Origin of the sequence: Mesorhizobium sp. M1E.F.Ca.ET.045.02.1.1, from assembly GCF_003952485.1 — a bacterium.
GTDB lineage: Bacteria > Pseudomonadota > Alphaproteobacteria > Rhizobiales > Rhizobiaceae > Mesorhizobium.
In genome coordinates, this window is sequence record NZ_CP034447.1 from 7,077,159 (window position 1) to 7,101,503 (window position 24,345).

The window sequence follows — 24,345 nt, forward strand, 5'->3', positions numbered from 1 at the left end:
CCGGGGCGGCGGGTTTTGGCGTGTCGAGATGTCTGAGTTGACGTCAGCTTTGCTTACCGGAGCGATCGCGCTTGCGGTCGTCCTCCACCTTGCCTGGCTCGCGCGCGCCAGCCGCAACAGGGCCAGTGCGGCGCGCGCCGCCGACGAGGCAAGCATTCGCGCGGTTATCCCGGACGCCGTCGATGTCTCCGATGGTGCGGCTGGCGTCGCCACCTGGGCCGGTTCGTGGAACGGCGAACGCGCGCAGGTGCGCACCATCGTCGATACGCTTGCGACCCGGAAGCTTCCAACACGCTGGCTGAGTGTGTCGATCACTGAGCCGGTCGCGGTGCCGGGCATTTTCGACATGATGATGCGGCCGGGATCGCCGACGACCTTCTCCAATTTCGACCATCTCGAGCACACGCTGCCCAAAACAACCGCCCTGCCCGCCGAAGCGGTGCTCAGGACCGACCGCCGCGGTGTTGCTTTCCCGCAAGACTTGATCGCAGCGTATGCCGGGGTCTTTGCCGAAGGCCGCGCCAAGGAACTGCTGATCACGCCCAAGGGCGTGCGCATCGTCTGGCTGCTGGCCCAGGCCGACCGGGTGCGCTACGGCGTCTTCCGGCAAGCCGCTTTCGTCGACGCGAGGCTCGATCCGGCATTGCTCGAAGAACTGGTCGAAGCCGCATCCTCGCTTCGTCACGCGATCAACCGGCGCGAAAGGCAGGCCGCATGAGCGACGCCACCGACCACACTGCCAGGCCTTCGAACCCCTATCTTGTGCTGGCCTCCGCAATCGTCCTGCCAGGCAGCGGGCATGTCATGCTGGGCTTGCCCGCGCGCGGCCTGCAGTTCCTGTTCTTCATGGTGATCCTCGGCTGGGTGACGACCAAGGTGGCGCCGCCGGACGCCAGCTTCATCGGCCGTCACGCCGGCGGCTTTCTCATCTATGCGCTGTCGATCCTCGACGCCTATAGGATAGCGCGCGTCCGCCATGCAATATGGGCCCACAAGCCCCACCCCGATGGCGATAGCGCCACAAGCGGCATGAAGGCTGATATATAATCAGAGGAAAATTTCTTTCATACCATTGAGTTACCTGATTTCATTCGGTACATCATCAGGGAGCCATAAACGTCGGAGGCTGACATGTGCGGAATCGTCGGACTTTTCCTGAAGGACAAGGCGCTGGAGCCGAAACTCGGCGCGATGCTGTCGGAGATGCTGATCTCGCTCAGCGACCGCGGTCCGGACAGCGCCGGCATCGCCATCTACGGCGCCGCGACCGGCAATGAGGCCAAGATCACAGTACAGTCGCCGAAGCCCGATCGCGATTTTCGCGGCCTGGATGCCGAGGTCGCCAAGGCGATCGGCGCGCCGGTGAGCGTCGCGGTCAAGTCCACGCACGCGGTCGTCAGAACCACGCCCGACAAGGTCGACGCCGCACGTGAGGCGCTGCAGTCGCTGCGCCCCGACATCCGCATCATGGGCGCCGGCGAAGCGGTCGAAATCTACAAGGAAGTCGGCCTGCCGGAAGCCGTCGTCGATCGCTTCGACGTGCGCTCGATGACCGGCACGCACGGCATCGGCCACACCCGCATGGCGACGGAATCGGCGGTGACGACGATGGGCGCGCATCCGTTTTCCACTGGCGCCGACCAGTGCCTTGTACATAACGGGTCGCTGTCCAACCACAACAATGTCCGCCGCGAGCTACGGCGCGAAGGCATGACCTTCGAGACCGAGAACGACACCGAGGTGGCAGCCGCCTATCTCTCCAACAGGATCGCGCATGGCAAGAATCTCGGCGAGGCGCTGGAAGGCACGCTTTCCGATCTCGACGGCTTCTTCACCTTCGTCGTCGGCACCAAGAACGGCTTCGGCGTGGTGCGCGATCCGATCGCCTGCAAGCCCGCCGTGATGGCCGAGACCGACCAGTACGTCGCCTTCGGCTCGGAATATCGCGCGCTCACCAAGCTGCCCGGCATAGACAATGCGAGGGTTTGGGAACCGGAGCCCGCAACCGTCTATTTCTGGGAGCATTGAGTTCATGCCCGCAACACCCATGCCGAAGGCGCAGCGCGAGCAAGGCCATGCGAGGGTATTCGACCTCGGCCAGCAGTCCCTGCGCGAGCTGAACCAGGCGCTGCACGATCTCGGCCCCGGCTCGAACGAAACCGCTTGGGAAGTACTCAATCCGAAAGGCAGCCACTCGGTAGCTGTCGGCGTCGACCAGCCGATCAGCATCGATGTGCGCGGCAGCGTCGGCTATTACTGCGCCGGCATGAATGACGGCGGCACTATTACCGTGCACGGTTCGGCCGGCCCCGGCGTCGGCGAGAACATGATGTCGGGCCAGATCGTGGTCAAAGGCGACGCCAGCCAGTATGCCGGCGCCACCGGCCGCGGCGGCCTGCTGGTCATCGAAGGCAACGCTTCCTCGCGCTGCGGCATCTCGATGAAAGGCATCGACATCGTCGTGCGCGGCAATATCGGCCACATGTCGGCCTTCATGGCGCAGTCCGGCAATCTGGTGGTGCTGGGCGATGCCGGCGATGCGCTGGGCGATTCCATCTACGAGGCGCGGCTCTTCGTGCGCGGCAAGGTCGAGAGCCTTGGCGCCGACTGCATCGCCAAGGAGATGCGGCCCGAGCATATCGAACTCTTGCAGGGCCTGCTCGACCGCGCCGGCATCACCGACGTCAAGCCTTCGGAATTCAAGCGCTACGGCTCGGCGCGCAAGCTTTACAATTTCAACATCGACAACGCCGACGCGTATTGAGGACAGAAATGGCCTATCACAATCCTCCCACGACGCCGCGCAGATCCGCGACCTTCGACGACTACACGCTCTCTGAAATCCGCCGCGCGGCCGCCACCGGCATCTACGATATCCGCGGCGGCGGCGCCAAGCGCAAGCTGCCGCATTTCGACGACCTTCTGTTCCTCGGCGCCTCGATCTCGCGCTATCCGCTCGAAGGCTATCGCGAGCGCTGCGACACCAGCGTCGTGCTGGGCTCGCGTCACGCCAAGAAGCCGATCGAACTGAAGATCCCGATCACCATTGCCGGCATGAGCTTCGGCTCGCTCTCCGGCCCGGCCAAGGAAGCGCTCGGCCGCGGCGCCACGCTCGCCGGCACCTCGACCACTACCGGTGACGGCGGCATGACCGAGGAAGAGCGCGGCCATTCGAAGACGCTGGTCTATCAGTATCTGCCCTCGCGCTACGGCATGAACCCGCGCGACCTGCGCCGCGCCGACGCGATCGAAGTCGTCGTCGGCCAAGGCGCCAAGCCAGGCGGTGGCGGCATGCTGCTCGGCCAGAAGATTTCCGACCGCGTCGCCGAAATGCGCACCCTGCCCAAGGGCATCGACCAGCGCTCGGCCTCGCGCCATCCCGACTGGACCGGGCCGGACGATCTCGAGATCAAGATCCTGGAACTGCGCGAGATCACCGACTGGGAAAAGCCGATCTACGTCAAGGTCGGTGGCGCCCGCCCCTATTACGATACAGCGCTCGCGGTGAAGGCCGGCGCCGATGTCGTCGTGGTCGACGGCATGCAGGGCGGCACGGCAGCGACCCAGGAAGTGTTCATCGAGAATGTCGGCCAGCCGACGCTTGCCTGCATCAGGCCGGCGGTGCAGGCGCTGCAGGATCTCGGCATGCACCGCAAGGTGCAGTTGATCGTCTCGGGCGGCATCCGCAACGGCGCCGATGTCGCCAAGGCGCTGGCGCTTGGCGTCGACGCAGTGTCGATCGGCACGGCGGCGCTGGTCGCGCTCGGCGACAACGATCCGCGCTGGGAAGCGGATTACAACGCGCTCGGCACCACTGCCGGCGCCTATGACGACTGGCATGAAGGCCGCGACCCGGCCGGCATCACCACCCAGGACCCCGAGCTGATGAAGCGGATCGACCCGATCGCTGCCGGACGGCGACTGGCGAATTACCTCAAGGTGATGACGCTGGAGGCGCAGACGATTGCGCGCGCCTGCGGCAAGAACAGCCTGCACAATCTCGAGCCCGAGGATCTCGTCGCGCTTACCATCGAAGCGGCTGCCATGGCCGGCGTGCCGCTTGCCGGCACCAACTGGATACCGGGGAAGAACGGCTTCTGAGACAAACTTCCAAGATCACATAAGCGAGGAACTATAATGGGGAACGATCTCGCCGCATTCGCCAAGGAGAACGGCGTAAAATATTTCATGATCTCCTACACCGACCTGTTCGGCGGGCAGCGCGCCAAGCTGGTGCCGGCGCAGGCGATCGCCGACATGCAGAAGGACGGTGCCGGATTCGCCGGTTTCGCGACGTGGCTCGACCTGACGCCGGCGCATCCCGACATGCTGGCTGTGCCGGATCCGGATTCGGTGATTCAACTGCCATGGAAGCGCGAGGTCGCCTGGGTTGCCGCTAACTGCATCATGGACGACAAGTCGGTCGAGCAGGCGCCGCGCAACACGCTGAAGCGGCTGATCACCGAGGCCGCCCGAGACGGCATGCATGTCAAGACCGGCATCGAGGCCGAGTTCTTCCTGATCTCGCCGGACGGCAGCGCCATCTCCGACCAGTACGACACTGCGTCCAAGCCCTGCTACGACCAGCAGGCGGTGATGCGCCGCTACGACGTGATCGCCGAGATCTGCGACCACATGCTGGCGCTCGGCTGGGGCCCGTATCAGAACGACCATGAGGACGCCAACGGCCAGTTCGAGATGAACTGGGCCTTCGACGACGCGCTGGCAACCGCCGACAAGCACTCCTTCTTCAAGTTCATGGTCAAGTCTGTCGCGGAAAAGCACGGCCTGCGCGCGACCTTCATGCCCAAGCCTTTCCAGGGCCTGACCGGCAATGGCTGCCATGCGCATATCTCGGTTTGGGACGAGACCGGCAAGACCAATGTCTTCGCCGACAATTCGGAAGAACTCGGGCTGTCCGCCAAGGGCAGGAACTTCCTCGGCGGCATCATGAAGCATGCCTCGGCGCTAGCCGCGATCACCAATCCGACGGTGAACTCCTACAAGCGCATCAACGCGCCACGCACGATTTCGGGGGCGACCTGGGCCCCGAACACGGTGACCTGGACCGGAAACAACCGCACCCATATGGTGCGCGTGCCCGGTCCCGGCCGCTTCGAGCTGCGCCTGCCCGACGGCGCGGCCAATCCCTACCTGCTGCAGGCCGTGATCGTCGCCGCCGGCCTCGACGGCATCCGCTCCAGGGCCGATCCCGGCAAGCGCTACGACATCGACATGTACCAGTTCGGCCATACCGTGACGGATGCGCCGAAACTGCCGCTCAACCTGCTCGATGCGTTGCGCGAATTCGACAACGACAAATCGCTCAAGGCGGCGCTGGGTGAGGAATTTTCGTCGGCATATCTAAAGCTGAAGCAGCAGGAATGGAATTCCTATGCTTCGCACTTCACGCAGTGGGAGCGCGACCACACGCTGGATATCTAGAAGCATCGGACCGAAAAGGGTGAAGCGGTCTTCGGGCAAATCCGATGCGTCAAGAAAGGTTCGGCGTAAGGCGAGCGGCCTTGGAATGATTTTATGAAATACTCGATCTTCTCGCTCGCCCGCGCCGCCCTCTCCGGCCACAAGAACTGGAAGCCCACCTGGCGGGACGCCGCGCCCAAGGATCGCTACGACGTGGTGATCATCGGCGGCGGCGGTCATGGGCTGGCAACGGCCTGGTTCCTCGCCAGCGAGTTCGGCATCCGCAACGTCGCTGTGCTGGAGAAGAGCTGGATCGGCTCCGGCAATGCCGGCCGCAACACCACCATCATCCGCTCCAATTACGGCCTGCCCGGCAACACCGGCTTCTACGAGCTTTCGATGAAGCTGTGGGAGCGGATGGAGCAGGATTTGAACTACAACGCGATGGTCAGCCAGCGCGGCGTGATCAACCTCTATCATTCCGACGCCCAGCGCGACGCCTTTGCCCGGCGCGGCAACACCATGCGCATCAACGGCATCGACGCGGAGCTGCTCGACCAGGCGGCGCTCCGGAAGATGATGCCGTTCCTCAATTTCGAGAATGCGCGCTTTCCGATCCAGGGCGGGCTGCTGCAACGACGCGGCGGCACGGCGCGCCACGACGCCGTGGTCTGGGGCTATGCGCATGCTGCGAGCGAGCTCGGCGTCGACATCATCCAGAACTGCGAGGTCACCGGCTTCGTGCGCGACGCCAACGACAAGGTGACCGGCGTCGAGACCTCGCGCGGCCGGATCGGCGCCGGCAAGGTCGGCATGGCGGTTGCCGGCTCTTCGTCTCGCGTCGCGGCAATGGCGGGACTGAGGCTGCCGATCGAAAGCCACGTCCTGCAGGCCTTCGTCTCCGAAGCGATCAAGCCGCTCTTGCCCAACGTCATGACCTTCGGCGCCGGGCACTTCTACGTCAGCCAGTCCGACAAGGGCGGATTGGTCTTCGGCGGCGACATCGACGGCTACAATTCCTATGCCCAGCGCGGCAACCTGCCGGTCGTCGAGGATGTCTGCGAAGGCGGCATGGCGCTGATCCCGATGATCGGCCGCATACGGCTGCTGCGCCAGTGGGGCGGCATCATGGATATGTCGATGGACGGCTCGCCGATCATCGACAAGAGCCCGATCGACGGCCTCTATCTCAACGCCGGCTGGTGCTATGGCGGCTTCAAGGCGACGCCCGGCTCAGGCCTGGTCTTTGCCCATCTCATCGCGCGCGACGTACCGCACAAGGAAGCCGCCAGCTTCCGCCTCGACCGGTTCCAGCGCGGCGCCATGATCGACGAAAAGGGCCAGGGCGCCCAACCGAACCTGCACTGAAGGCCCTGTCATGCGGATAGTCTGTCCCTTCTGCGGCGAACGCGAACTCGGCGAGTTCACCTATCTCGGCGACGCCAAGCCGGAACGGCCGGCGGCCGGTGCCGGCGAGGACGCCGTCTACGACTATGTCTACCTGCGCGACAACATCGCCGGCGTGATGAGCGAGCACTGGTACCATGGCGGCGGCTGCCGGGCCTGGCTGAAGGTCACCCGCAACACGCTAACGCATGAGATTTCGGCCGTAGAGCCGGCGGCGGGCGCTGGGGCTAGGCAGGTTGCGAAATGAGTTCTCCTGTCGAAGTCAGTGCTGCGGCGAAGATCGCCAGCTCCCTACCTCCCCCTTGTGGGGAGGTCGGACCGCAGGTCCGGGTGGGGGTCGGCGCCGTCCCCCCGCCCCGCTGTTTCGCAGCGACCCTCTCCACAAGGGGGAGGGTAAGGGGCGGCGCAAACGTCTCCCATGAAGTCGAACCAATCGAAGGCCGGGCATCGTGATTTCCAGCCAATCCAATCGCCTCCCGTCCGGCGGCCTCATCGATCGCTCGGACGCGCTCAGCTTCCGCTTCGACGGCAAGACTCTCTTCGGCTTCAAGGGCGATACGCTGGCTTCCGCGCTGGTCGCCAACGGCATCAAGCTGGTCGGCCGCTCGTTCAAATATCACCGCCCGCGCGGCATCCTGACCGCAGGTTCGGAAGAGCCCAACGCGCTGGTCGAGCTGCGCAGCGGCGCCAGGCGTGAGCCGAACACCAAGGCGACGACGGCAGAGCTTTATGATGGCCTGGAAGCCGCCAGCCAGAACCGCTGGCCGTCGCTCCGTTTCGACGTCATGTCGGTCAACCAGCTCTTCGCGCCGATCTTCGTCGCCGGCTTCTACTACAAGACCTTCATGTGGCCGGCAAAATTCTGGGAAGCGATCTACGAGCCGGCGATCCGGCGCGCCGCCGGCCTCGGCCGTGCCGCCGGCGTTTCCGATCCGGATCACTATGACAAGGCCTGGGCGCATTGCGACGTGGTGATCGCCGGCTCGGGTCCGGCGGGCCTGGCGGCGGCTCTCGCTGCCGGTCGCAGCGGCGCGCGCGTCATCCTGTGCGAGGAAGATTTTGTCCTCGGCGGCCGCCTGCTGGCCGATGGTGGCACGATCGATGGATTGCCGGCCTCGGAGTGGATTGCGCGCACGCTGAGCGAGCTCGCGGCGATGCCGGATGTCCGCATAATGGCGCGCACCACGCTGTTCGGCGTCTATGACGGCGGCACCTATGGCGCGGTCGAACGCGTCAACGACCATCTGCCGGTGCCGCCCGAGCATCAGGTGCGTCAGCGGCTGTGGCGCATCGTCGCCAAGCGCTGCGTGGTCGCTGCCGGCGCGATCGAACGTCCCATCGTCTTTGCCGGCAACGACACGCCGGGCGTGATGATGGCGTCCGCCATGCGCAGCTACATCGCCCGCTACGCGGCGACGCCGGCGCGGCGCATCGCGCTCTTCACCAACAATGAGGATGGCTGGCGCACGGTGGAGACGGCGATCGCCGCCGGACTGCAGGTCGCCGCCGTGATCGATGCGCGGCCCGAGATCTCGCCGGCGCATCGCTCGCTTGCCTCCAAGGGCGGCTTCCCAGTGCTGCACGGCTCCGTCTCCGCCGTCGACGGCGGCAAGGACGGCGTGCGCAAGATGTCCATTTCGCTGACCGGCGGCGCGCGCGCCGAAGTCGAAGCCGACGGGCTCGCGATTTCCGGCGGCTGGAACCCGGCCGTCGGCCTCACCTCCTACCATCGCGGCCGGCCGAAATGGCGCGACGACATCGCCGCCTTCGTGCCGGACGGCGCGCCGCCCGGCATGGCCGCGGCAGGCGCCGCCAACGGCGCCTTCGGCCTGGGCACCTGCCTGCGCGAGGGTTTTGAGACCGGCGCCGCCGCAGCGCGCGATGCCGGACGAAGCGGCAATGTCGGGTCCATGCCCGTCGCCGACGACGAGGCCTTTTCGCTGACGCCGCTTTGGCATGTCGCCGGCAAGGGCAAGGCCTTTGTCGACCAACAGCACGACGTCACCGCGTCCGACGTCGAGCTGGCCCAGCGCGAAGGCTTTGAATCGGTCGAGCATCTGAAGCGTTACACCACGCTCGGCATGGCGACCGACCAGGGCAAGACATCCAACGTCACCGGCCTCGCCATCATGGCGGCGGTAAGCGGCAAATCCATTCCCGAGACCGGCACGACGATCTACCGGCCGCCTTACGCGCCGGTCGCCATAGGCGCATTCGCCGGCCACCATCGCGACGAGAATTTCCATGCGACGCGGCTGACACCCTCGCACCACTGGGCCGCTGAACAGGGCGCCGTGTTCGTCGACACCGGCCTTTGGAAGCGCGCGCAGTGGTATCCGCGCGCCGGCGAGAAGGACTGGCTGGAATCGGTGACCCGCGAGGTCAAGGCGGTGCGCGGCGGCGTCGGCTTCTGCGATGTCTCGACGCTCGGCAAGATCGACGTGCATGGCGCCGACGCGGGCATCTTCCTGGACCGCGTCTACATCAACGCCTTCTCCAGTCTCGCTGTCGGCAAGGCGCGCTACGGGCTGATGCTGCGCGAGGACGGCATCGTCTATGACGACGGCACCACCTCGCGGCTGGCCGAGGACCATTATTTCCTCACCACCACCACCGCCAAGGCGGGGCTGGTGATGCAGCACCTCGAATTCTGCCGCCAGGTGCTGTTCCCCGAACTCGACGTGCAGCTAACTTCCGTTTCGGATCAGTGGGCGCAGTTCTCCATCGCCGGGCCGAGCGCGCGGGAGTTGCTGAAACAGATCGTTGATGAGTCCGAGGACCTGTCGAACGAAGGTTTTCCGTTCATGGGCGCCCGCGAAGTGGCGTTGCGCGGCGGCATCAAGGCGCGGCTGTTCCGCATCTCCTTCTCCGGCGAGATGGCGTTCGAGATATCGGTGCCGGCGCGCTACGGCGAGGCGCTGGCGCGCAACCTGATGATCGCCGGCAAGCCTTTCGGCGTGACACCCTACGGCACCGAGGCGCTGGGCGTGATGCGCATCGAAAAGGGGCATGTCGCAGGGCCGGAGCTCAACGGCACCACCACGGCCGCCGACCTCGGCCTCGGCAAGATGATGTCGACCAAGAAGGATTTTGTCGGCCGCGTCATGGCCGGCCGCGAGGCGCTGGTCGCGCCGGACCGGCAGGTGGTCGTCGGCATCAAGCCGACCGACAAGGCGCGCCGCCTGCGCTCCGGCGCGCATATCATTCCGAAGGGCGAGACCCCCGGACCCGACAACGATCAGGGCTATGTCACCTCGGTCTGCTTCTCGCCAATGCTTGATCAATGGATCGGGCTCGGGCTCGTCGAGCGCGGCCGCGAGCGCATCGGCGAGATCGTGCGCGCGCACGATCCGCTGCGCGGCGAGGACTACGATGTCGAGCTCTGCAATTCCGTCTTCTACGATCCGGATGGGGGGCGCCAGCGTGGCTGAGTTTTCCTGGGATGTCCGCAGCCCGCTCGACCGCGCGCTTGTCGCCAGCTCTTATGGCGCGCAGGGCGAAGCCGGCGTGTCGCTGACCGAGATCCGCGATTTCGGCCTCGTGCAGGTGATGGCGCGGCGCGGCAGGACGGGCGAGATGACTAAGGCCGCGAAGGCCCACTTCGGCGTCGCGGCTCCGGAAACGCCAAGGGCGGTCGACGCGGCCCACGCAACATTGATCTGGTCCGGACCGGATCAGTTCCTCGTGCTGTCGAAAGGCGGGAAGCACACGATGGAGATGCTTGCCCCGGTCTTTGCCGGATCGGCCTCCCTTTCCGACCAATCGCACGCGCGGGCACTGATCAGCATTTCAGGCGAGAAGGCGCGCGCGCTGCTCGCCAAGCTGTCTTCGATTGATTTGCATCCTGCCGCGTTCCCGGTCGGCGCGGCGGCGGCAACGTCGGTGGATCACACCAGCGTCACGCTCTGGCGCGGCAAGGACCGGGACGACGGCCAGGCCGTGTTCAACCTGCTGATCTTCGCAACCTTTGCCGAGAGCCTCTGGCACACCATGCTTGATGCGGCCGCTGAATACGGCGTCGCGATCGCCCATTCCGAAGACCTCGGCTGACGGCCAGCCAGCCGGCTTTCACGCGCCGCTACCCCCTAAATACAGATCATCCGCCACCGGCTTTCGCCGATGGCGGATGATCCGAGGTTGCCACCTGTCTCCTCATTTCAGCATGATCTTTTCCGAAAACCGCTACGCACTTTTCGGGATCATGCTCTATTCCGCAGCGAGCGCCAGTTGCGGTCTTTCGATGCCTTCGATCTGTTCCGGCTCGGGGGCCTGCTCGTCGGTCTTGGCCTTCTTTGGCTCGCGGCCGAAGAACAGGGCGTAGCCGGCCGGCAGCACTAGGATGGTCAGCACGGTCGCGACCAGGATGCCGCCCATCATGGCGTAGGCGAGCGGTCCCCAGAAGACGGCGCGCGAGATCGGGATCAGCGCCAGCACGGCAGTCAGCGCCGTCAGCATGATCGGCCGGAAGCGGCGCACGGCGGCGCCGACGATCGCTTCCGATCGCTCCATGCCGGCCGCGATGTCCTGATCGATCTGATCGACCAGGATGATCGAGTTTCGCATGATGATGCCGAGCAGCGCGATGACGCCGAGGATGGCGACGAAGCCGAACGGCGCGCCGCTGATCAGAAGCGCCGCGGCGGCGCCGATGATGCCCAGCGGACCGGTGGCCAGCACCAGCATAGACTTGCCGAAATGCTGGAGCTGGACCATCAGCAATATGACGATGATGGCGAGCATGATCGGCGCCTTGGCCGCGATCGAGGCCTGGCTTTCAGCCGAGTCCTCCGCGCCGCCCTGGATCTCGATCTTGTAACCGGGCGCGAGGCCGGCGCGCAGATCCTTCATGTCGTTGTACATCTTGGTGACGACGTCGTTCGACTGCACGCCGTCCGGCAGCGTGCCGCGCACGGTGATCGTCGGCAGGCGGTCGCGCCGCCACTCGATGCCCTGCTCCATGACGGGCACGACCTTGGCCACCTGCGACAGCGGCACCGAGCCGCCGAAGTCGGTCGGGATGTAGACCGAGTCGACCGAGGACAGCAGCTTGCGGGTCGCCTCCGGCTCGCGGGCAACGATCGAGACCGTCTCCTCGCCGTCGCGGAAATCATCGAGCGGCGCGCCGGACATGGTGGCCTGCAGCATCTGGCGGATGCGCTGCGAGGTGACGCCGAGCGCACGGGCGCGATCCTGGTCGATCACCAGCTTCATCGCCGGCACCGGCTCCAGCCAGTCGTCATGCACCGCGCCGAGCAGCGGGTTCGCCTGGAACCTCGCCTTCACCTCGTCGGCGATGCGACGCACCTCCTGGCGGTCCGGACCCATGATGCGCATCTGCACCGGCCAGCCGGTCGGCGGACCGAGGAACAGCCGGTCGACCTTGCCGCGGATCGAGGGGAAGTCCTTGGCAAGGATGCCGCGCAGCTTGACGATCAGCCGCTCGCGCGCCGGCTCGTCCTTGGCCATCACCAGGAGCTGGGCGAAGTTCGGGTTCCTGAGCTGCTGGTCGAGCGGCAGGAAGAAGCGCGGCGCGCCCTCGCCGATATAAGTGGCGATGAAGCGCTTGTCAGGATCGTCCATCATCCTGGCTTCCAGCGCCTTGGCCTGGTTCTCGACCTCCTTGATCGAGGTGCCTTCCGGCAGCCAGAGATCGACCAGGATCTCCGGACGCGAGGACTGCGGGAAGAAGTTCTGCGGAATGAACTGGAAGGCCCAGAGACTGGTACCGAAGGTGACCAGCGTCATCACCAGGACGATGATGCGATGGCGCACGGCCCAGGTGACCGTCGAGCGCAGGCGCCGATAGAAGCGCGTGTCGAAGACATCATGATGGGTGCCGGCGTGCTTGCGTTGCTTCAGGATCATATAGCCCAGCCACGGCGTGAAATAGACCGCGACGAACCAAGACACGACCAGCGCGATGCCGACGACGTAAAACAGCGTGCGCACATATTCGCCGGCGGTGGAGGCGGCAAAGCCGACCGGGATGAAGCCGGCGGTGGTGATCAGCGTGCCGGTGAGCATCGGGAAGGCGGTCGAGGTATAGGCGAAGCTTGCCGCCTCGATCTTGACCAGCCCCTCCTCGAGCTTTCGCTCCATCATCTCGACGACGATCATGGCGTCATCGACCAATAGGCCAAGCGCGATGATCAGCGCGCCGAGCGAGATGCGCTGCAGGTCGATGCCGATCTCGTACATGATGGCGAAGGTGGCGGCTAAAACCAGCGGGATGGCGATCGCGATCACCAGGCCGGAGCGCCAGCCGATCGACAAGAACGAGACCACGAGAACGATGAGCAGCGCTTCACCGAGCGCCTCCATGAACTCGTTGACGGCATCCTTGACCACCTCGGGCTGGTCGGAGATCTGGTCGACCGCAACGCCGTAGGGCAGGCCTTCCTCGAAGCGCTTGTAGGTTGCCTCGACATCCTTGCCCACGTCCCTGACGTTGAAGCCCTTGGCCATGACGACGCCGACCTGGACGCTGTCGTGGGCGTTGAAGCGGTATTTGCGCTGGTAGGGATCCTCGAGGCCGGAGGTGACCGTGGCGATATCGCCGAGACGCGTCACCTGGTTGCCGGCGCGGAGTCTCAGCTCACGGATGTCGGCGGCCCTGGTGACGTCGCCCTCGACCGAGATGCGCACGGAGCGCAGACCGGTATCGACCGAGCCCGCCGGATCGACGGCGTTCTGGCCTTTCACGGCGTTCTGCAGATCGATAATGGTCAGGCCGCGCTCGGCGAGCGCCTTGGACGAGACGTCGATGTAGATCTTCTCCGGCTGGTCGCCGATGATGACTGCCTTCTCGACGCCCGGCGTCGTCAAGAGCATGTCGCGCGCCTGGATGGCGAACTTCTTCAGCTCCGGATAGGTGAAGCCGTCGCCGCTGATCGAATGCAGCGTGATGAAGGTGTCGCCGAACTCGTCGTTGAAGTACGGCCCGAGCAGGCCCTGCGGCAGTTCGTTGGCAATGTCGCCGACCTTCTTGCGCACCTGGTAGAAGGCGTCCTTCACCTCCTCCGCATTGGTGTCGCCCTTGACCTGCAAGGTGATGATGGCGCTGCCGGCGCGGGTGTAGGAGCGCACGAAATCGAGATGCGGCGTTTCCTGCAGCTTGCGCTCGATCTTGTTGACGACCTGGTCCTCCATGTCCTGGATCGAGGCGCCGGGCCAGACCGCCTGCACCACCATGACGCGGAAGGTGAAGTCGGGGTCTTCCTTCTGGCCCATGCGCATCAGGCCGAGCGCGCCGGCCAGGATGATCAGGCCGAACAGGAAGCGGGCGATACTCGGATGTCCGATCGCCCAGCGCGAGAGGTTGAAGGGCCGCTTTTCGGTGCTGCTGTCGGTGGTCATGGCGCAGTCCAGTCCAATTGGCCGGCAAGGCACGCTTGCCATTACTCATGAATTGCTCGGTGGGCTTCCGGGCGGCGAGCACCTCAAGCGGAGAGAGACTCGCAATCGCGCTGGACGCGGCCATGGTGCGGGGGATACCAACAGCCGGCATCTCGTCGATCGGGCGCGTTCGCCGCCCGGAACCCATGCCCCTCCCCGGCTCGCGGCTCGCGCAGCGAGGCGGGAAAGGCGTTCGTTACGCCTCGCGCTAGCGCAGGCTACTGGTGGCGACGTCTTCCTCAGCCGAAGCGGACTGCTGGGCGACGTCGCCGGAAAGCTTGACCTTCAGGTTCTCGGTCATGAATTGCGTGCCGGCGGCTACCACCACGTCGCCCTGCTTCAGGCCATCGGCCACGGCGACACCGTCAGCGGTGAAGTTGGCGACCTTGATCGGGCGCGGATGGACCGTGTCGCTCGCGCGGTCGACCGTCCAGACGATCTGCTTGCCGTCCTTCTCGGCCATCGCGGTCAGCGGGATCGACACCAGCTCAGCCTTGCTGCCGACGGTCGCCTCGACGTTCGCGGTCATGCCGAGCAACACGCGCGGATCGTTGGGGAGCGAAACCCTGACCGCGAAGGTGCGCGACTGCGGATCGGCGCTGCCGGCAACCTCGCGGACCTTGCCGTCGAGCGTGAGCGCATCGTCCGACCAGAAGCCCGCCTTGACCTCCTTGCCCGGGCGGAAGCCGGCGATGTCCATTTCGGGCACCGCGATCAGCACTTCCTTCTCGCCATCGACGGCAACCGTCATCACCGGCGTGCCGGCGCCGACCACCTGGCCGATGTCGGCCGAGATGGCGGTGACGATGCCAGCCTTGCTGGCCTTGAGATCGGTGTAGTGGACCTGGTTCTGCGCCTGGGCCAGGGTCGAACGGGCGGCATCGCGCGTTGCCACCGCCTGATCGTAGGTCAGCGCCGCCTGATCGAGCTGCGACTTCGGCGCGAAGTTCTTGGCGTAAAGCTGCTCGGCGCGCTTCTTGGCAAGATCGACGGTCTCGACCTGGCGCTCGGCGGCATCGAGGCTCGCCTGGGCGCTCTTCACCGACAGCTCGTAGTCGGACGAGTCGACGCGGGCAAGCACGTCGCCCTCGTTCACATGCTGGCCGATGTCGACCAGACGCTCGGTGACCTTGCCGGCGATGCGGAAGCCGAGATTCATTTCGGTGCGGGCGCGCACCGAACCGGAATAATCGAGCTGACGTGTGGTCTCGGCCTTACCGATCTCGACGACCTTCACCGGACGGACGACTTCCTGGACGACCGCCGCCTTCTCCTGGGTGCAGCCGGCAAGCCCAAGTGCCGCGACGATGATGCCGACGACTGGGAGGCCAGCGGCAGGCAGCTTGCGGAGGATGGAATTGGACAAAGACACCTTAGCACTCCCGAACTGGAGATGAACGTCGACCGACACCCGGCGGGCGGCGGCTATTTCAAGGCTCTGATTGCGTAGTCGATGAGGTCGTCGGGCATCGCCCGGTTGGTCTTGGCAAGGCACTGCGCGACCATCTGCGGATGGCACAGGATGACGGTGGAGGCGCCGAAGCAGCGCGAGGCGATCACCGGATCCTGCTTCCTGAACTCACCGGCCTCGATGCCCTCGCGGATCACCTCGGCGAACAGGTCGTGGATGCGGTCGACATGCTTGTCGATAACACCCCAGTCGCGCTCCAGCGCGACGATGACCATCTCATGCACCTTCTGGTCATCGAGCATGACCTCGAGCGTCATCTTGTACTGGGCATGCACGTAGCGGCGCAGCCGCTCCTCGGCGCTGAGCGGCAGGCGCGAAATCTCGTAGGCCATCGCATAGCTGGCGCCGAGCATGCGGCCGCAGACGGCCTGGTGGATTTCGACCTTCGAGGCGAAGAAGCGGTAGATGTTGGCCGGCGACATGCCGAGCTCGCGGGCAATGTCGGCGACGTTAGTCTTGCCGTAGCCATAGTGCCTGAACAGACGCTCGGCGCAGTCGAGAATGCGCGTCACATTCTCCTGTCTGGCGGGGTCGGCCACGATGTTGGCAGCTTCGGACATTAGCTCTCTGTCAAATAACGAGTGACGAATTTCAATTTTCGTCACTCGTAAATCGAAAGGAGCGAAGAGTCAACGCGGAATCGATGTACGCGTACAAAATGGTGACAGATGGTGACAGTGAGGAGCGGCCGGCTACCACGAGCGTCGCCATCTGAGGGCCAAGCAAGGAGCGAAGCGAGGCGCAGACCTCAGGATGGATGACGTCGCGAGCCAGCGGAGGAAACTGGGGAGCCCGTCCGAAAATCGCGTCGATTTTGTAGAGCCGGGTTTGCGCCTTGCATCGCGGCGATCCCAGCCTTTGATGCTCGCAAGTGCGCCGCGCCGGGCGTCCTTCGTTCGCATGGCGAAAACACCAGGGATGCCTGATATCACCATTTCAGCCGGCGGGTTGTTTTTCGTCACTGTCCCCGCCGGTGAGGCCCGGCCTGTCCTGGCCTACCCCGCCAGCGTGCCGGGCCGCTCGTTGCTCGCGGACAATGCTGTCTGACGTCGATGCCGTTCGAAAATCGCCAGCTTGTCCGTATAGGACAGCCGCACCGTTTTGTGGCACCGTTCGCACTTGAAAGTTGTGACGCTCTTGATCCAGGAGCCTTTCTTGATCAACGCGGCGTGGCAGCGCGGACACTGAAACGTCAACGCCTTGTCGAACAGGTCATTGGCCAAACCCATTCCATCTTCCTCCAAGACGGAACCGCCGCGCAACACGGATGCCAGGGCCGGCCAATCCCGAAACGGCGAGAGCTTACCCGGGAATGTCCATTAGCATTAACTAATCATAGACCGCGCTGTCCTATTCTGAGACAGCGCGGTCTACTGCCCATTGGCCGCGCAGGCGGCTTCGACGCCCAGCACCCCTGCCACACCGTCGGAGCCGCCACTTTCACAATACCAGCAGCGGTTAAATCAACCGTTACCAGGGTCGCGCCGATGGCTCGATCCGACCGTTCGCTTTGCAGTTAACGACGGCGCGCGCGCTATTCATCCCGCCAGAAAACCCGATTTTCCCACCGGATCTCCATCGGGCGCCGGGAGCGGATTTAATGCGTTTGCTCGAATGACGACGTCGCGAACGGCGGAGGCGAACTCTCCCAGGTCGCAGCCACAGCGTAAATGCGTGACGCAGGCCTACGCCCCCTTCGCCATGTCCCTCAGCCGGAACTTCTGGATCTTCCCCGTCGAGGTCTTTGGAATTTCGGCGAACATCACGGCCTTGGGCACCTTGAAGCGGGCGAGCAGGCCGCGGCAGTGCTCGATGATCTCGGCCTCTGTTGCCGTCTTGCCGGGCTTCAGCTCGACATAGGCGACCGGCACCTCGCCCCACTTCTCGTCGGCGCGGGCGACGACGCCGCAGGAGGCGACGGAGGGATGCTTGTAGAGAGCGTCCTCGACCTCGATGGACGAGATGTTCTCGCCGCCCGAGATGATGATGTCCTTGGAACGGTCCTTGAGCTGGATGTAGCCATCAGGGTGCATGACGCCGAGATCGCCGGAATGGAACCAGCCGCCGGCGAAGGCCTCGTCGGTCGCCTTGCGGTTCTTCAGATAGCCTTTCATGACGATGTTGCCGCGGAACATGACCTCGCCGATGGTCTCGCCGTCGGCCGGCGTCTCGGCCATCGTCTCGGGGTTCATCACCGTGAGCCCTTCGAGCGAGGCATAGCGTACGCCCTGGCGCGCCTTCTTCGCCGTCCTTGGCCCCTTCCCGAGCTCGTCCCACTCGTAGTGCCATTCGTTGACGACCGCCGGCCCGTAGGTCTCGGTCAGGCCGTAGAGATGGGTGACGGCGAAGCCCGCATCGGCCATGCCGGACAGCATGGCCTCCGGTGGCGGCGCGGCGGCGGTGTTGAAGGTGACCGTCTGCGGGAACTGGCGCTTGTCCTCGTCCTTGGCGTTGATCAGCACCGACATGACGATCGGCGCGCCGCAGAGATGGGTGACACCGTGGTCGGCGATCGCATCATACATCGGCCTTGCCCGCACCCAGCGCAGGCAGACATGGGTGCCGGCCTGCACAGCGAGCGTCCATGGGAAGCACCAGCCGTTGCAGTGGAACATCGGCAGCGTCCAGAGATAGACCGCGTGCTTGGCCATGCCGGCATGGATGGTGTTGGTGTAGGCCATCAGCGCCGCGCCGCGATGGTGGTAGACGACGCCCTTCGGATTGCCTGTCGTGCCGGAAGTGTAGTTGAGCGATATGGCGTCCCATTCGTCGTCGGGCATCGACCAGGCGAAAGCCTCATCACCGCCGGCGACGAAGTCTTCGTAGTCGATCGTGCCGATCCGCTCGCCTTTCGGATAGGGCGCATCGGCGGCGTAGTCGGGATCGTCATAGTCGATGACCAATGGCTTGGCCTTGGCCAATGCCAGCGCCTCTCTGACCACGCCAGAGAATTCGCGATCGACGATCAACACCTTGCTCTCGGCATGGTCGAGCTGGAAGGCGATCACGGCGGCGTCGAGGCGGGTGTTGAGCGAATGCAGAACCGCCTTCACCATCGGCACGCCGAAATGCGCCTCCAGCATCGCCGGCGTGTTCGACAGCATCACCGTCACCGTATCGCCCTTGCCGATGCCATGCTTCGACAGCGCCGAGGCGAGCTTGAGCGAACGGTGCCAGAACTCGCGGTAGGAGATGCGCTGGCTGCCATGGATGATGGCAACATGGTCGGGATAGGTCTTGGCAGCGCGCTCAAGATAGGTGAGCGGCGTCAGTGGCTGGTGGTTGGCGGCGTTCCTGTCGAGATCCTGTTCGTAGGGATTGGCCATCCCATCCTCCCCTTAGGTCTTTTAGAGCTTTCTAGCCGCAGCTCTGCGATCACGCCATCCCCCCGAACGACCGGGAAATGCTATGATATGCGCGCCCGCTAGTGGTGGAAATCTGACGCTTGGTACCGGAGTCGAAATACCGATTTCGACCCTGAGCGGACGTTCCCTCGCAGAGATCGAAGGGGCAAGGTACCACGCTTTGGCAGGCCCATGATCCATACTATAATTGGCTCGGAGGACGAAATGGCGCGGAACCCTCGGGGGGTCCGAAGGTCGATGGGAACCAAGGGGGTCCGTCTGCCGAGGCGGGAGGAAAAGCCTCGCGCTGAGAACTAGGAGGATCAGGCCATGAAGATCGAAGGCACCACATTCGGCACCATTACGATTGACGGAAAGACCTATGAGCACGACGTGATCGTTCGCCTCTCCGGCGAAGTGGAGAAGCGGAAGAAGAAGCTGTCGAAGAAATACTACGGCACCTCGCACGTCCTCTCGAAAGACGAGGCGAAGTTTGTCTTCGAAAGAGGATGCGAGCAGCTCATTCTCGGCTCGGGCCAGATGGGCAACGTTCATCTATCGCCGGAAGCTGAGGCATATTTCGCGAAAAAGGGCTGCAACGTACTACTGCAACCCACCCCCGAGGCAATCCGTGTGTTCAACAAGTCGCATGCGAAGAAGATCGGCCTTTTTCACGTTACCTGCTGAAACGCGGATGGGCGCGATCGACACGTCGGCGGCCCGGCTCAGTTTTGCATATGCGAGCGATCTGCGGCGCCATGTTCGCGGTCGGGCTGACCAATCGGGGGCGGTCCGTCTCAGCTGCCTGAGCGCTGCTCCGTAAGGGCACCGCCCGGGAGCGCGCTCTGGCCGCTAGTGATGAAAGTCTGCGCTTGGTACCGGCACCGTAAGCCCGCATGGAGTGGTTTCCTGCCGTACGTCTCGTTGACCGGAACGAGTAACCAGCGCCGCAACCGGTGGCTGCCAAGCGTTCAACGGCGATCCGTGTCGAGAGAGCACGCGGCTGAAGTGAGGCCGACCGCGATCGGGGCGTATTCTCTAGAAGGCAGCCCCGACGCTGCCTTGTTCAGGTCTTGTAGCGCGGCATTTCCACATCGAGCCGGCGACGGATCGCCAGCCATTCGAGTTCGCCCTCATAGGCATACCAGTCGCTGGCTGCCATGTCCTGCAGGTGACGCTGCTGCTCGTTCTCGGGGATCGTCCTGATCTCCGCGCCCGCTGGCGCCGACTGCTGCACCTGGAGCTGCACGGCACAGGCCTGATCGAGATAGAAGGAGCGGAAGAAAGCCTCGCCCGCGTCGCGGCCGAAGACGAAGGCGCCATGCCAGGCCTCGACAATCGCCTTCTTGCCGCGTCCGGCCCGCAGGAGGCCAGAAAGGAAATTGTCGGTGCACTCGAACTCGTAATCCGTGTACCCGATTACATCGCCCCCACCGATCATCAGGTAAGCCTGGCTGTAAGGGCCGATACCCCCGGCCTGGGCCGAGACGCCCATGATCGCCTTGGTGTGGATGTGCATGATGCAATTCTTGTCCGGCTCTGCCTCGAAGAACAGCTTTCCGATCTCGGTGGCCGAGGGGTTCGGCTTCCCGTTCTCCGGATTGTGATTGGTGCGATCGAAGCCGACCTTGATCAAGTTCGAAGCCGTCACCTCCTCGTGCATCCAGCCATAGTGATGGGTCAGCAACGCTTCCTCGCCGGGAACGCGGATCGCATGCCATTGGTTGGTCAGGTCGGTCAGCCGGTACTTAACCAGCGCGTTGTAGATGGCGGCCAATTCGCAGCGGGCTTCCCACTCGGCGTCCGAGCAGTTGGCAGGGCGCTGGCCAGCAGGCGTCGGGGTCATGATGTTCATGGGGCGAATCCTCGTGTTGTCGATAGCCGGCAGAGTAGATGAACCGAACGGAGGTATTTGCCTTGAAATGACAAAAACTATCCACCAAACTCCCAACATGCCTCATGTCTGCCTGGTTCTCTTCCCGCGGTTCCAAATGCTGGCCTATGTGCTGGCCACCGAGACCATGCGAATTGCGAACAAGCACGCGGGCCACAAGCTGTTCACGTGGGAGTCGCGCACCGCCACCGGGGAACCGGTCACGGCATCGAACGGAGCTCTGGTCTCGCCCGATCTCACCGGCTGGGCCGGCGGCGAGGATTTCGACCTCGTGCTGCTCTGCGCGGGCTACGAACCCTTCGCGGTGCAGCCGCCCGGCCTCGGAGCTTTGCTATCGCGAGCCGACCGGTCAGGCGCGGTGCTTGGCGGGCTCGACACCGGCACGATGGTGCTGGCGAAGCTCGGATATCTCGCAGGTCATCAGGCTGTACTGCATCACGAGGCCGAGGCGGGCTTCCGTGAGTCCTGGCCCGAGATCGCGATTAGCGACAGCATCTATTGCCTGGACGGTCGCCGGTTGACCGCCGCCGGTGGCATGGCCACCGGGGATGCCATGCTGGCTTGGATAGCGCAGATCGCGTCCGCGGAGCTCGCCACTGTCACCTCAGGCGATATGGCCCATGGCGCGATCCGCACCGGGACGGAGCGGCAGCGCATACAGCGCACGTCCGATCCGGTGCTGCTGGAGATGATGGAGATCATGGCGGCCCACCTGTCCGAGCCGTTGGAGCTTCCGGAGATAGCACGGCTCTTGCGACTCAGCCCGAAACGGCTGCGGCTACGCTGTCACAAGGGGCTCGGCCCGTCGCCTTCGGACCACTATCTGCGGCTACGTCTCAACCATGCGCTCGATCTCCTGCGTAGCACGGAGATGCCGGTCACCGAAATCGCCATCGCCACCGGTTTCGGCTCGCTCGCCGGGTTTTCCAGAACGTTCCGGAAGACATTTCAGGCGACTCCGCGAAGCTTCCGCTTGGGCGCGAAGGCCTCGACCTGAGGCTGGCTACGGAAATAGCAGTTTGGGTCGGCACTCTCCTTTCGAGTTCTGGAGCGGAACGGCAGAAAGTGGGTCTGAGCGGCATTTCGCTTTGGGTACCAAGCGTTGAATTTTCACCACGTGGATTGAATCTAACACTTGGTGCCCACGTTTGACGGCGGCGATGATTCTGTCGGGGTCGGCGGTCCAGGTGAAGGGTTTGGGTTGTCGATTGTGCTCGGCGAGGAAGCGGTTGATGGCCGCCTGCAGGTCGACGACAGAATGAAAGACGCCTCGCTTGAGGCGTCGCTTCGACAGCTTGGCGAAGAAGCCCTCGACGGCGTTGAGCCAGGAGCAAGACGTGGGGGTGAAGTGGAAGGTGAAGCGCTGATGGCGGTTGAGCCAGGCACGCACCTTAGGGTGCTTATGGGCGGCGTAGTTGTCGAGGATGACGTGAACGGCCTTGTCGGCCGGCACCTCGGCATCGACGGTGTTGAGAAAGCGAATGAACTCCTGATGGCGGTGGCGCTGTATGTTCCTGCCGATGACGGTGCCGTCGAGCACGTTGAGGGCGGCGAACAGCGTGGTCGTGCCATTGCGCTTGTAGTCGTGGGTCATGGTGCCGAGCCTGCCTTTCTTCATGGGCAGGCCGGGCTGGGTGCGGTCGAGGGCCTGGATCTGGCTCTTCTCGTCGACCGACAGCACGATGGCGTGCGCCGGCGGGTCGACGTAAAGGCCGACCACGTCGCGCAGCTTGTCGACGAACTGCGGATCGCTGGAGAGCTTGAACTGCCGCCAGCGGTTCGGCTGCAGCCCGTGCGCCTTCCAGATGCGTCTGACCGCGCTGGCGCTGATGTCGGCTGCTTGCGCCATCATGTCGGCGGTCCAGTGCGTCGTTTCGCCGGGCGAGTCTTTCAATGTCAGCGCCACCACGCGCTCGGCCACTTCCGGTCGGAGCGGCGGAATGCGCGAGGGTCGCGTCTTGTCGCGCAACAGTCCCTCGAAACCTTCCGCGGCGAAGCGCTCCTGCCAGCGCCACACGCAGGTCTTGGACTTGCCGGTTTGCCGCATGATTTCGACAGTGCCGACGCCATCGGCGCTCAGCAGGATGATTTCGGCCCGCCAGACGTGCTTCTGCGGCGCATTGCGATCCCTGAGCAGTGCAGCCAGGCGCTGGCGATCAATCGAAGAAACGGTGAGCGAGATTCCTGTGCGCATCCGGCAGACTCGCACACACGCCGCCAAAGGGGAATCCCAATTTGGACTCTTCTGTTAGGTGGAAACCACTAGAATGGCTGTCTCAATTGCATCGTGCCGGCGGACTATTACACCGATCTGCCCTGATTTGACTTTTGTCGAGAGCCGTGACTAATGTCAGCCGAGGAGGCGGCATGGCGATCAGACCGGCAGAACAGCTCATCCACAAGGCCGCCTGGCTCTACTACGCTCACGGCCTTCGCCAGGACGAGGTGGCGAACCAGCTCAAGATTTCGCGCGCATCGGTGGCCATGTATCTGCGCAAGGCGCGCGAGACCGGCATCGTCAATATCTCGACCTCGACGCAACTCTTCACCGACGATGTGATGGCGCGCCGGCTTGAGGACGCCTTCAAGCTCGATGCCGTCTGGATAGCGCCCGAGAACGCCTATGTCGCCGATCCGTCGACCGACATCGCGGTGCTGGCGGCGAGCGTCTTCCTGGAGCTGGTGAAGAAGGGCGACCGCATCGGCGTCGCCTGGGGCCGCACCGTCTACACCATCGCCGACATCATGTCCTATGCCGACCTGCAGGACGTCACCGTGGTGCAGCTCTGCGGCAATCTCGGCGCGCCCTATTCCTACCGGCCCGACCAGTGCACGATGGAGATCGCGCGGCGGCTGAACGCCAAGGGCCTGAATTTCTACGCGCCCCTTGTATTGTCGACCGAGGAACTCGCTCGCGGCCTGCGCGCCGAGCCGGTGATCCGCGACCAGCTTGCCGGCATCAGCGACTGCGATCTCGCGCTCTATTCGGTCGGCGCGGTCGACGCCGACAGCCATCTGGTGAAATGCGGCGCACTGACGCCGGCCGAAATGGCCGCGCTGCGCAGGCAAGGCGCCGCCGGCGTCATTGCCGGGCAGGTCATCGACGCCAGGGGCGAGGTGCTCGACTGCGATTACAACAGGCGAGTCATCTCAGCCGAGCTCGCCTCGCTGCGCGCAATCAGGAAGCGGCTGATGGTAGTGCAGGAGGACACGAAGTTCGAGCCGCTGCTGGCGGCAATCGCCGGCGGACTCTGCACGCATCTGGTGGTCGGCGCGCATATGGCCGCGCGCCTTCTCGATCACGTCGGCGCGGTCGGCAAAAAGGCCTCCTAGAGCCGGATGATCTCAGGTCGAATCGACCTGAGATCATCCGGCTCTAAATCAAAGAGATAGAGCATGATGTCGTCCGA

At 64.4% G+C, this 24,345-nt stretch carries 19 protein-coding genes and 1 pseudogene; 13 read left to right on the forward strand and 7 right to left on the reverse strand.

Annotated elements, in window-relative coordinates; genetic code table 11:
* Positions 1–28 precede the first annotated feature (28 nt).
* From EJ070_RS34700 to EJ070_RS34745, 10 genes are all read left to right on the forward strand, one after another.
* Entirely contained in the window at positions 29–718 is a 690-nt protein-coding gene (locus EJ070_RS34700; protein ID WP_126095371.1) for a hypothetical protein, read from the forward strand.
* Entirely contained in the window at positions 715–1,047 is a 333-nt protein-coding gene (locus EJ070_RS34705) for a hypothetical protein (RefSeq protein WP_126095372.1), read from the forward strand. The genes EJ070_RS34700 and EJ070_RS34705 overlap by 4 nt, the downstream gene beginning before the upstream one ends.
* 84 nt (positions 1,048–1,131) lie before the next feature.
* On the forward strand, positions 1,132–2,028 hold the full coding sequence (locus tag EJ070_RS34710) for a glutamine amidotransferase family protein (RefSeq protein ID WP_126095373.1): 897 nt from the start codon (positions 1,132–1,134) through the stop codon (positions 2,026–2,028).
* 19 nt (positions 2,029–2,047) lie between these two features.
* The gene (locus EJ070_RS34715) at positions 2,048–2,764 is read left to right on the forward strand and encodes a GXGXG domain-containing protein (RefSeq protein ID WP_126096030.1); all 717 of its coding nucleotides are present in this window, start codon (positions 2,048–2,050) and stop codon (positions 2,762–2,764) included.
* Between the two features lie 8 nt (positions 2,765–2,772).
* Complete coding sequence (locus EJ070_RS34720; RefSeq protein ID WP_126095374.1) at positions 2,773–4,101, forward strand: FMN-binding glutamate synthase family protein; 1,329 nt, start codon at positions 2,773–2,775, stop codon at positions 4,099–4,101.
* Between the two features lie 36 nt (positions 4,102–4,137).
* Positions 4,138–5,445, forward strand: a complete 1,308-nt coding sequence (glnT, locus tag EJ070_RS34725) for a type III glutamate--ammonia ligase (RefSeq protein WP_126095375.1) — start codon at positions 4,138–4,140, stop codon at positions 5,443–5,445.
* A gap of 93 nt (positions 5,446–5,538) precedes the next feature.
* The gene (locus EJ070_RS34730) at positions 5,539–6,792 is read left to right on the forward strand and encodes a sarcosine oxidase subunit beta family protein (RefSeq protein WP_126095376.1); all 1,254 of its coding nucleotides are present in this window, start codon (positions 5,539–5,541) and stop codon (positions 6,790–6,792) included.
* 10 nt (positions 6,793–6,802) lie between these two features.
* On the forward strand, positions 6,803–7,078 hold the full coding sequence (locus tag EJ070_RS34735) for a sarcosine oxidase subunit delta (protein WP_126095377.1): 276 nt from the start codon (positions 6,803–6,805) through the stop codon (positions 7,076–7,078).
* A 202-nt stretch (positions 7,079–7,280) separates the two neighbouring features.
* Positions 7,281–10,262: a sarcosine oxidase subunit alpha gene (locus tag EJ070_RS34740; RefSeq protein ID WP_126095378.1), complete on the forward strand. Its 2,982-nt coding sequence runs from the start codon at positions 7,281–7,283 to the stop codon at positions 10,260–10,262.
* A complete protein-coding gene (locus EJ070_RS34745) occupies positions 10,255–10,881 on the forward strand; it encodes a sarcosine oxidase subunit gamma family protein (protein WP_126095379.1) in 627 nt (208 codons plus the stop codon). Before EJ070_RS34740 ends, EJ070_RS34745 begins: the two co-directional genes overlap by 8 nt.
* Positions 10,882–11,037: 156 nt before the next feature.
* Here EJ070_RS34745 and EJ070_RS34750 read toward each other — a convergent pair whose 3' ends face one another.
* The 5 genes from EJ070_RS34750 to EJ070_RS34770 all read right to left on the reverse strand — a co-directional run bounded on the left by EJ070_RS34750 (position 11,038) and on the right by EJ070_RS34770 (position 19,023).
* Entirely contained in the window at positions 11,038–14,187 is a 3,150-nt protein-coding gene (locus tag EJ070_RS34750; RefSeq protein WP_126095380.1) for an efflux RND transporter permease subunit, read from the reverse strand.
* A gap of 247 nt (positions 14,188–14,434) precedes the next feature.
* Positions 14,435–15,598: an efflux RND transporter periplasmic adaptor subunit gene (locus EJ070_RS34755; RefSeq protein WP_126095381.1), complete on the reverse strand. Its 1,164-nt coding sequence runs from the start codon at positions 15,596–15,598 to the stop codon at positions 14,435–14,437.
* 53 nt (positions 15,599–15,651) lie between these two features.
* Positions 15,652–16,257 carry a TetR family transcriptional regulator gene (locus EJ070_RS34760; protein WP_126095382.1) on the reverse strand — a complete coding sequence of 202 codons (606 nt, stop codon included), beginning with the start codon at positions 16,255–16,257 and terminating at the stop codon, positions 15,652–15,654.
* Between the two features lie 435 nt (positions 16,258–16,692).
* Entirely contained in the window at positions 16,693–16,926 is a 234-nt protein-coding gene (locus tag EJ070_RS34765; protein ID WP_126095383.1) for a hypothetical protein, read from the reverse strand.
* A 456-nt stretch (positions 16,927–17,382) separates the two neighbouring features.
* The gene (locus EJ070_RS34770; RefSeq protein ID WP_126095384.1) at positions 17,383–19,023 is read right to left on the reverse strand and encodes an acyl-CoA synthetase; all 1,641 of its coding nucleotides are present in this window, start codon (positions 19,021–19,023) and stop codon (positions 17,383–17,385) included.
* A gap of 348 nt (positions 19,024–19,371) precedes the next feature.
* Between EJ070_RS34770 and EJ070_RS34775 the strand changes: the two genes are divergently transcribed.
* Entirely contained in the window at positions 19,372–19,728 is a 357-nt protein-coding gene (locus EJ070_RS34775) for an MTH938/NDUFAF3 family protein (RefSeq protein ID WP_126095385.1), read from the forward strand.
* Between the two features lie 379 nt (positions 19,729–20,107).
* On the opposite strand, the gene EJ070_RS34780 is transcribed toward EJ070_RS34775, so the two are convergent.
* Positions 20,108–20,896, reverse strand: a complete 789-nt coding sequence (locus EJ070_RS34780; protein WP_126095386.1) for a class II aldolase/adducin family protein — start codon at positions 20,894–20,896, stop codon at positions 20,108–20,110.
* Between EJ070_RS34780 and EJ070_RS34785 the strand changes: the two genes are divergently transcribed.
* Entirely contained in the window at positions 20,886–21,932 is a 1,047-nt protein-coding gene (locus EJ070_RS34785; RefSeq protein ID WP_210211964.1) for a helix-turn-helix domain-containing protein, read from the forward strand. The genes EJ070_RS34780 and EJ070_RS34785 overlap by 11 nt on opposite strands.
* A 123-nt stretch (positions 21,933–22,055) precedes the next feature.
* On the opposite strand, the pseudogene EJ070_RS34790 reads toward EJ070_RS34785, so the two are convergent.
* A pseudogene (locus EJ070_RS34790) lies at positions 22,056–23,129 on the reverse strand (IS630 family transposase); the annotation flags it as partial.
* A gap of 173 nt (positions 23,130–23,302) precedes the next feature.
* On the opposite strand from EJ070_RS34790, the gene EJ070_RS34795 reads away from it, so the two are divergent.
* Positions 23,303–24,268: a sugar-binding transcriptional regulator gene (locus tag EJ070_RS34795; protein ID WP_126095387.1), complete on the forward strand. Its 966-nt coding sequence runs from the start codon at positions 23,303–23,305 to the stop codon at positions 24,266–24,268.
* Positions 24,269–24,345: the final 77 nt, after the last annotated feature.

Bases quoted from the DNA above. Each gene is read 5' to 3' on its own strand.
- EJ070_RS34700 (WP_126095371.1), top strand. From the start codon at position 29: ATGTCTGAGTTGACGTCAGCTTTGCTTACCGGAGCGATCGCGCTTGCG.
- EJ070_RS34705 (WP_126095372.1), top strand. From the start codon at position 715: ATGAGCGACGCCACCGACCACACTGCCAGGCCTTCGAACCCCTATCTT.
- EJ070_RS34710 (WP_126095373.1), top strand. From the start codon at position 1,132: ATGTGCGGAATCGTCGGACTTTTCCTGAAGGACAAGGCGCTGGAGCCG.
- EJ070_RS34715 (WP_126096030.1), top strand. From the start codon at position 2,048: ATGCCGAAGGCGCAGCGCGAGCAAGGCCATGCGAGGGTATTCGACCTC.
- EJ070_RS34720 (WP_126095374.1), top strand. From the start codon at position 2,773: ATGGCCTATCACAATCCTCCCACGACGCCGCGCAGATCCGCGACCTTC.
- glnT (WP_126095375.1), top strand. From the start codon at position 4,138: ATGGGGAACGATCTCGCCGCATTCGCCAAGGAGAACGGCGTAAAATAT.
- EJ070_RS34730 (WP_126095376.1), top strand. From the start codon at position 5,539: ATGAAATACTCGATCTTCTCGCTCGCCCGCGCCGCCCTCTCCGGCCAC.
- EJ070_RS34735 (WP_126095377.1), top strand. From the start codon at position 6,803: ATGCGGATAGTCTGTCCCTTCTGCGGCGAACGCGAACTCGGCGAGTTC.
- EJ070_RS34750 (WP_126095380.1), bottom strand. From the start codon at position 14,187: ATGACCACCGACAGCAGCACCGAAAAGCGGCCCTTCAACCTCTCGCGC.
- EJ070_RS34760 (WP_126095382.1), bottom strand. From the start codon at position 16,257: ATGTCCGAAGCTGCCAACATCGTGGCCGACCCCGCCAGACAGGAGAAT.
- EJ070_RS34765 (WP_126095383.1), bottom strand. From the start codon at position 16,926: ATGGGTTTGGCCAATGACCTGTTCGACAAGGCGTTGACGTTTCAGTGT.
- EJ070_RS34770 (WP_126095384.1), bottom strand. From the start codon at position 19,023: ATGGCCAATCCCTACGAACAGGATCTCGACAGGAACGCCGCCAACCAC.
- EJ070_RS34775 (WP_126095385.1), top strand. From the start codon at position 19,372: ATGAAGATCGAAGGCACCACATTCGGCACCATTACGATTGACGGAAAG.
- EJ070_RS34785 (WP_210211964.1), top strand. From the start codon at position 20,886: ATGATGTTCATGGGGCGAATCCTCGTGTTGTCGATAGCCGGCAGAGTA.
- EJ070_RS34780 (WP_126095386.1), bottom strand. From the start codon at position 20,896: ATGAACATCATGACCCCGACGCCTGCTGGCCAGCGCCCTGCCAACTGC.
- EJ070_RS34795 (WP_126095387.1), top strand. From the start codon at position 23,303: ATGGCGATCAGACCGGCAGAACAGCTCATCCACAAGGCCGCCTGGCTC.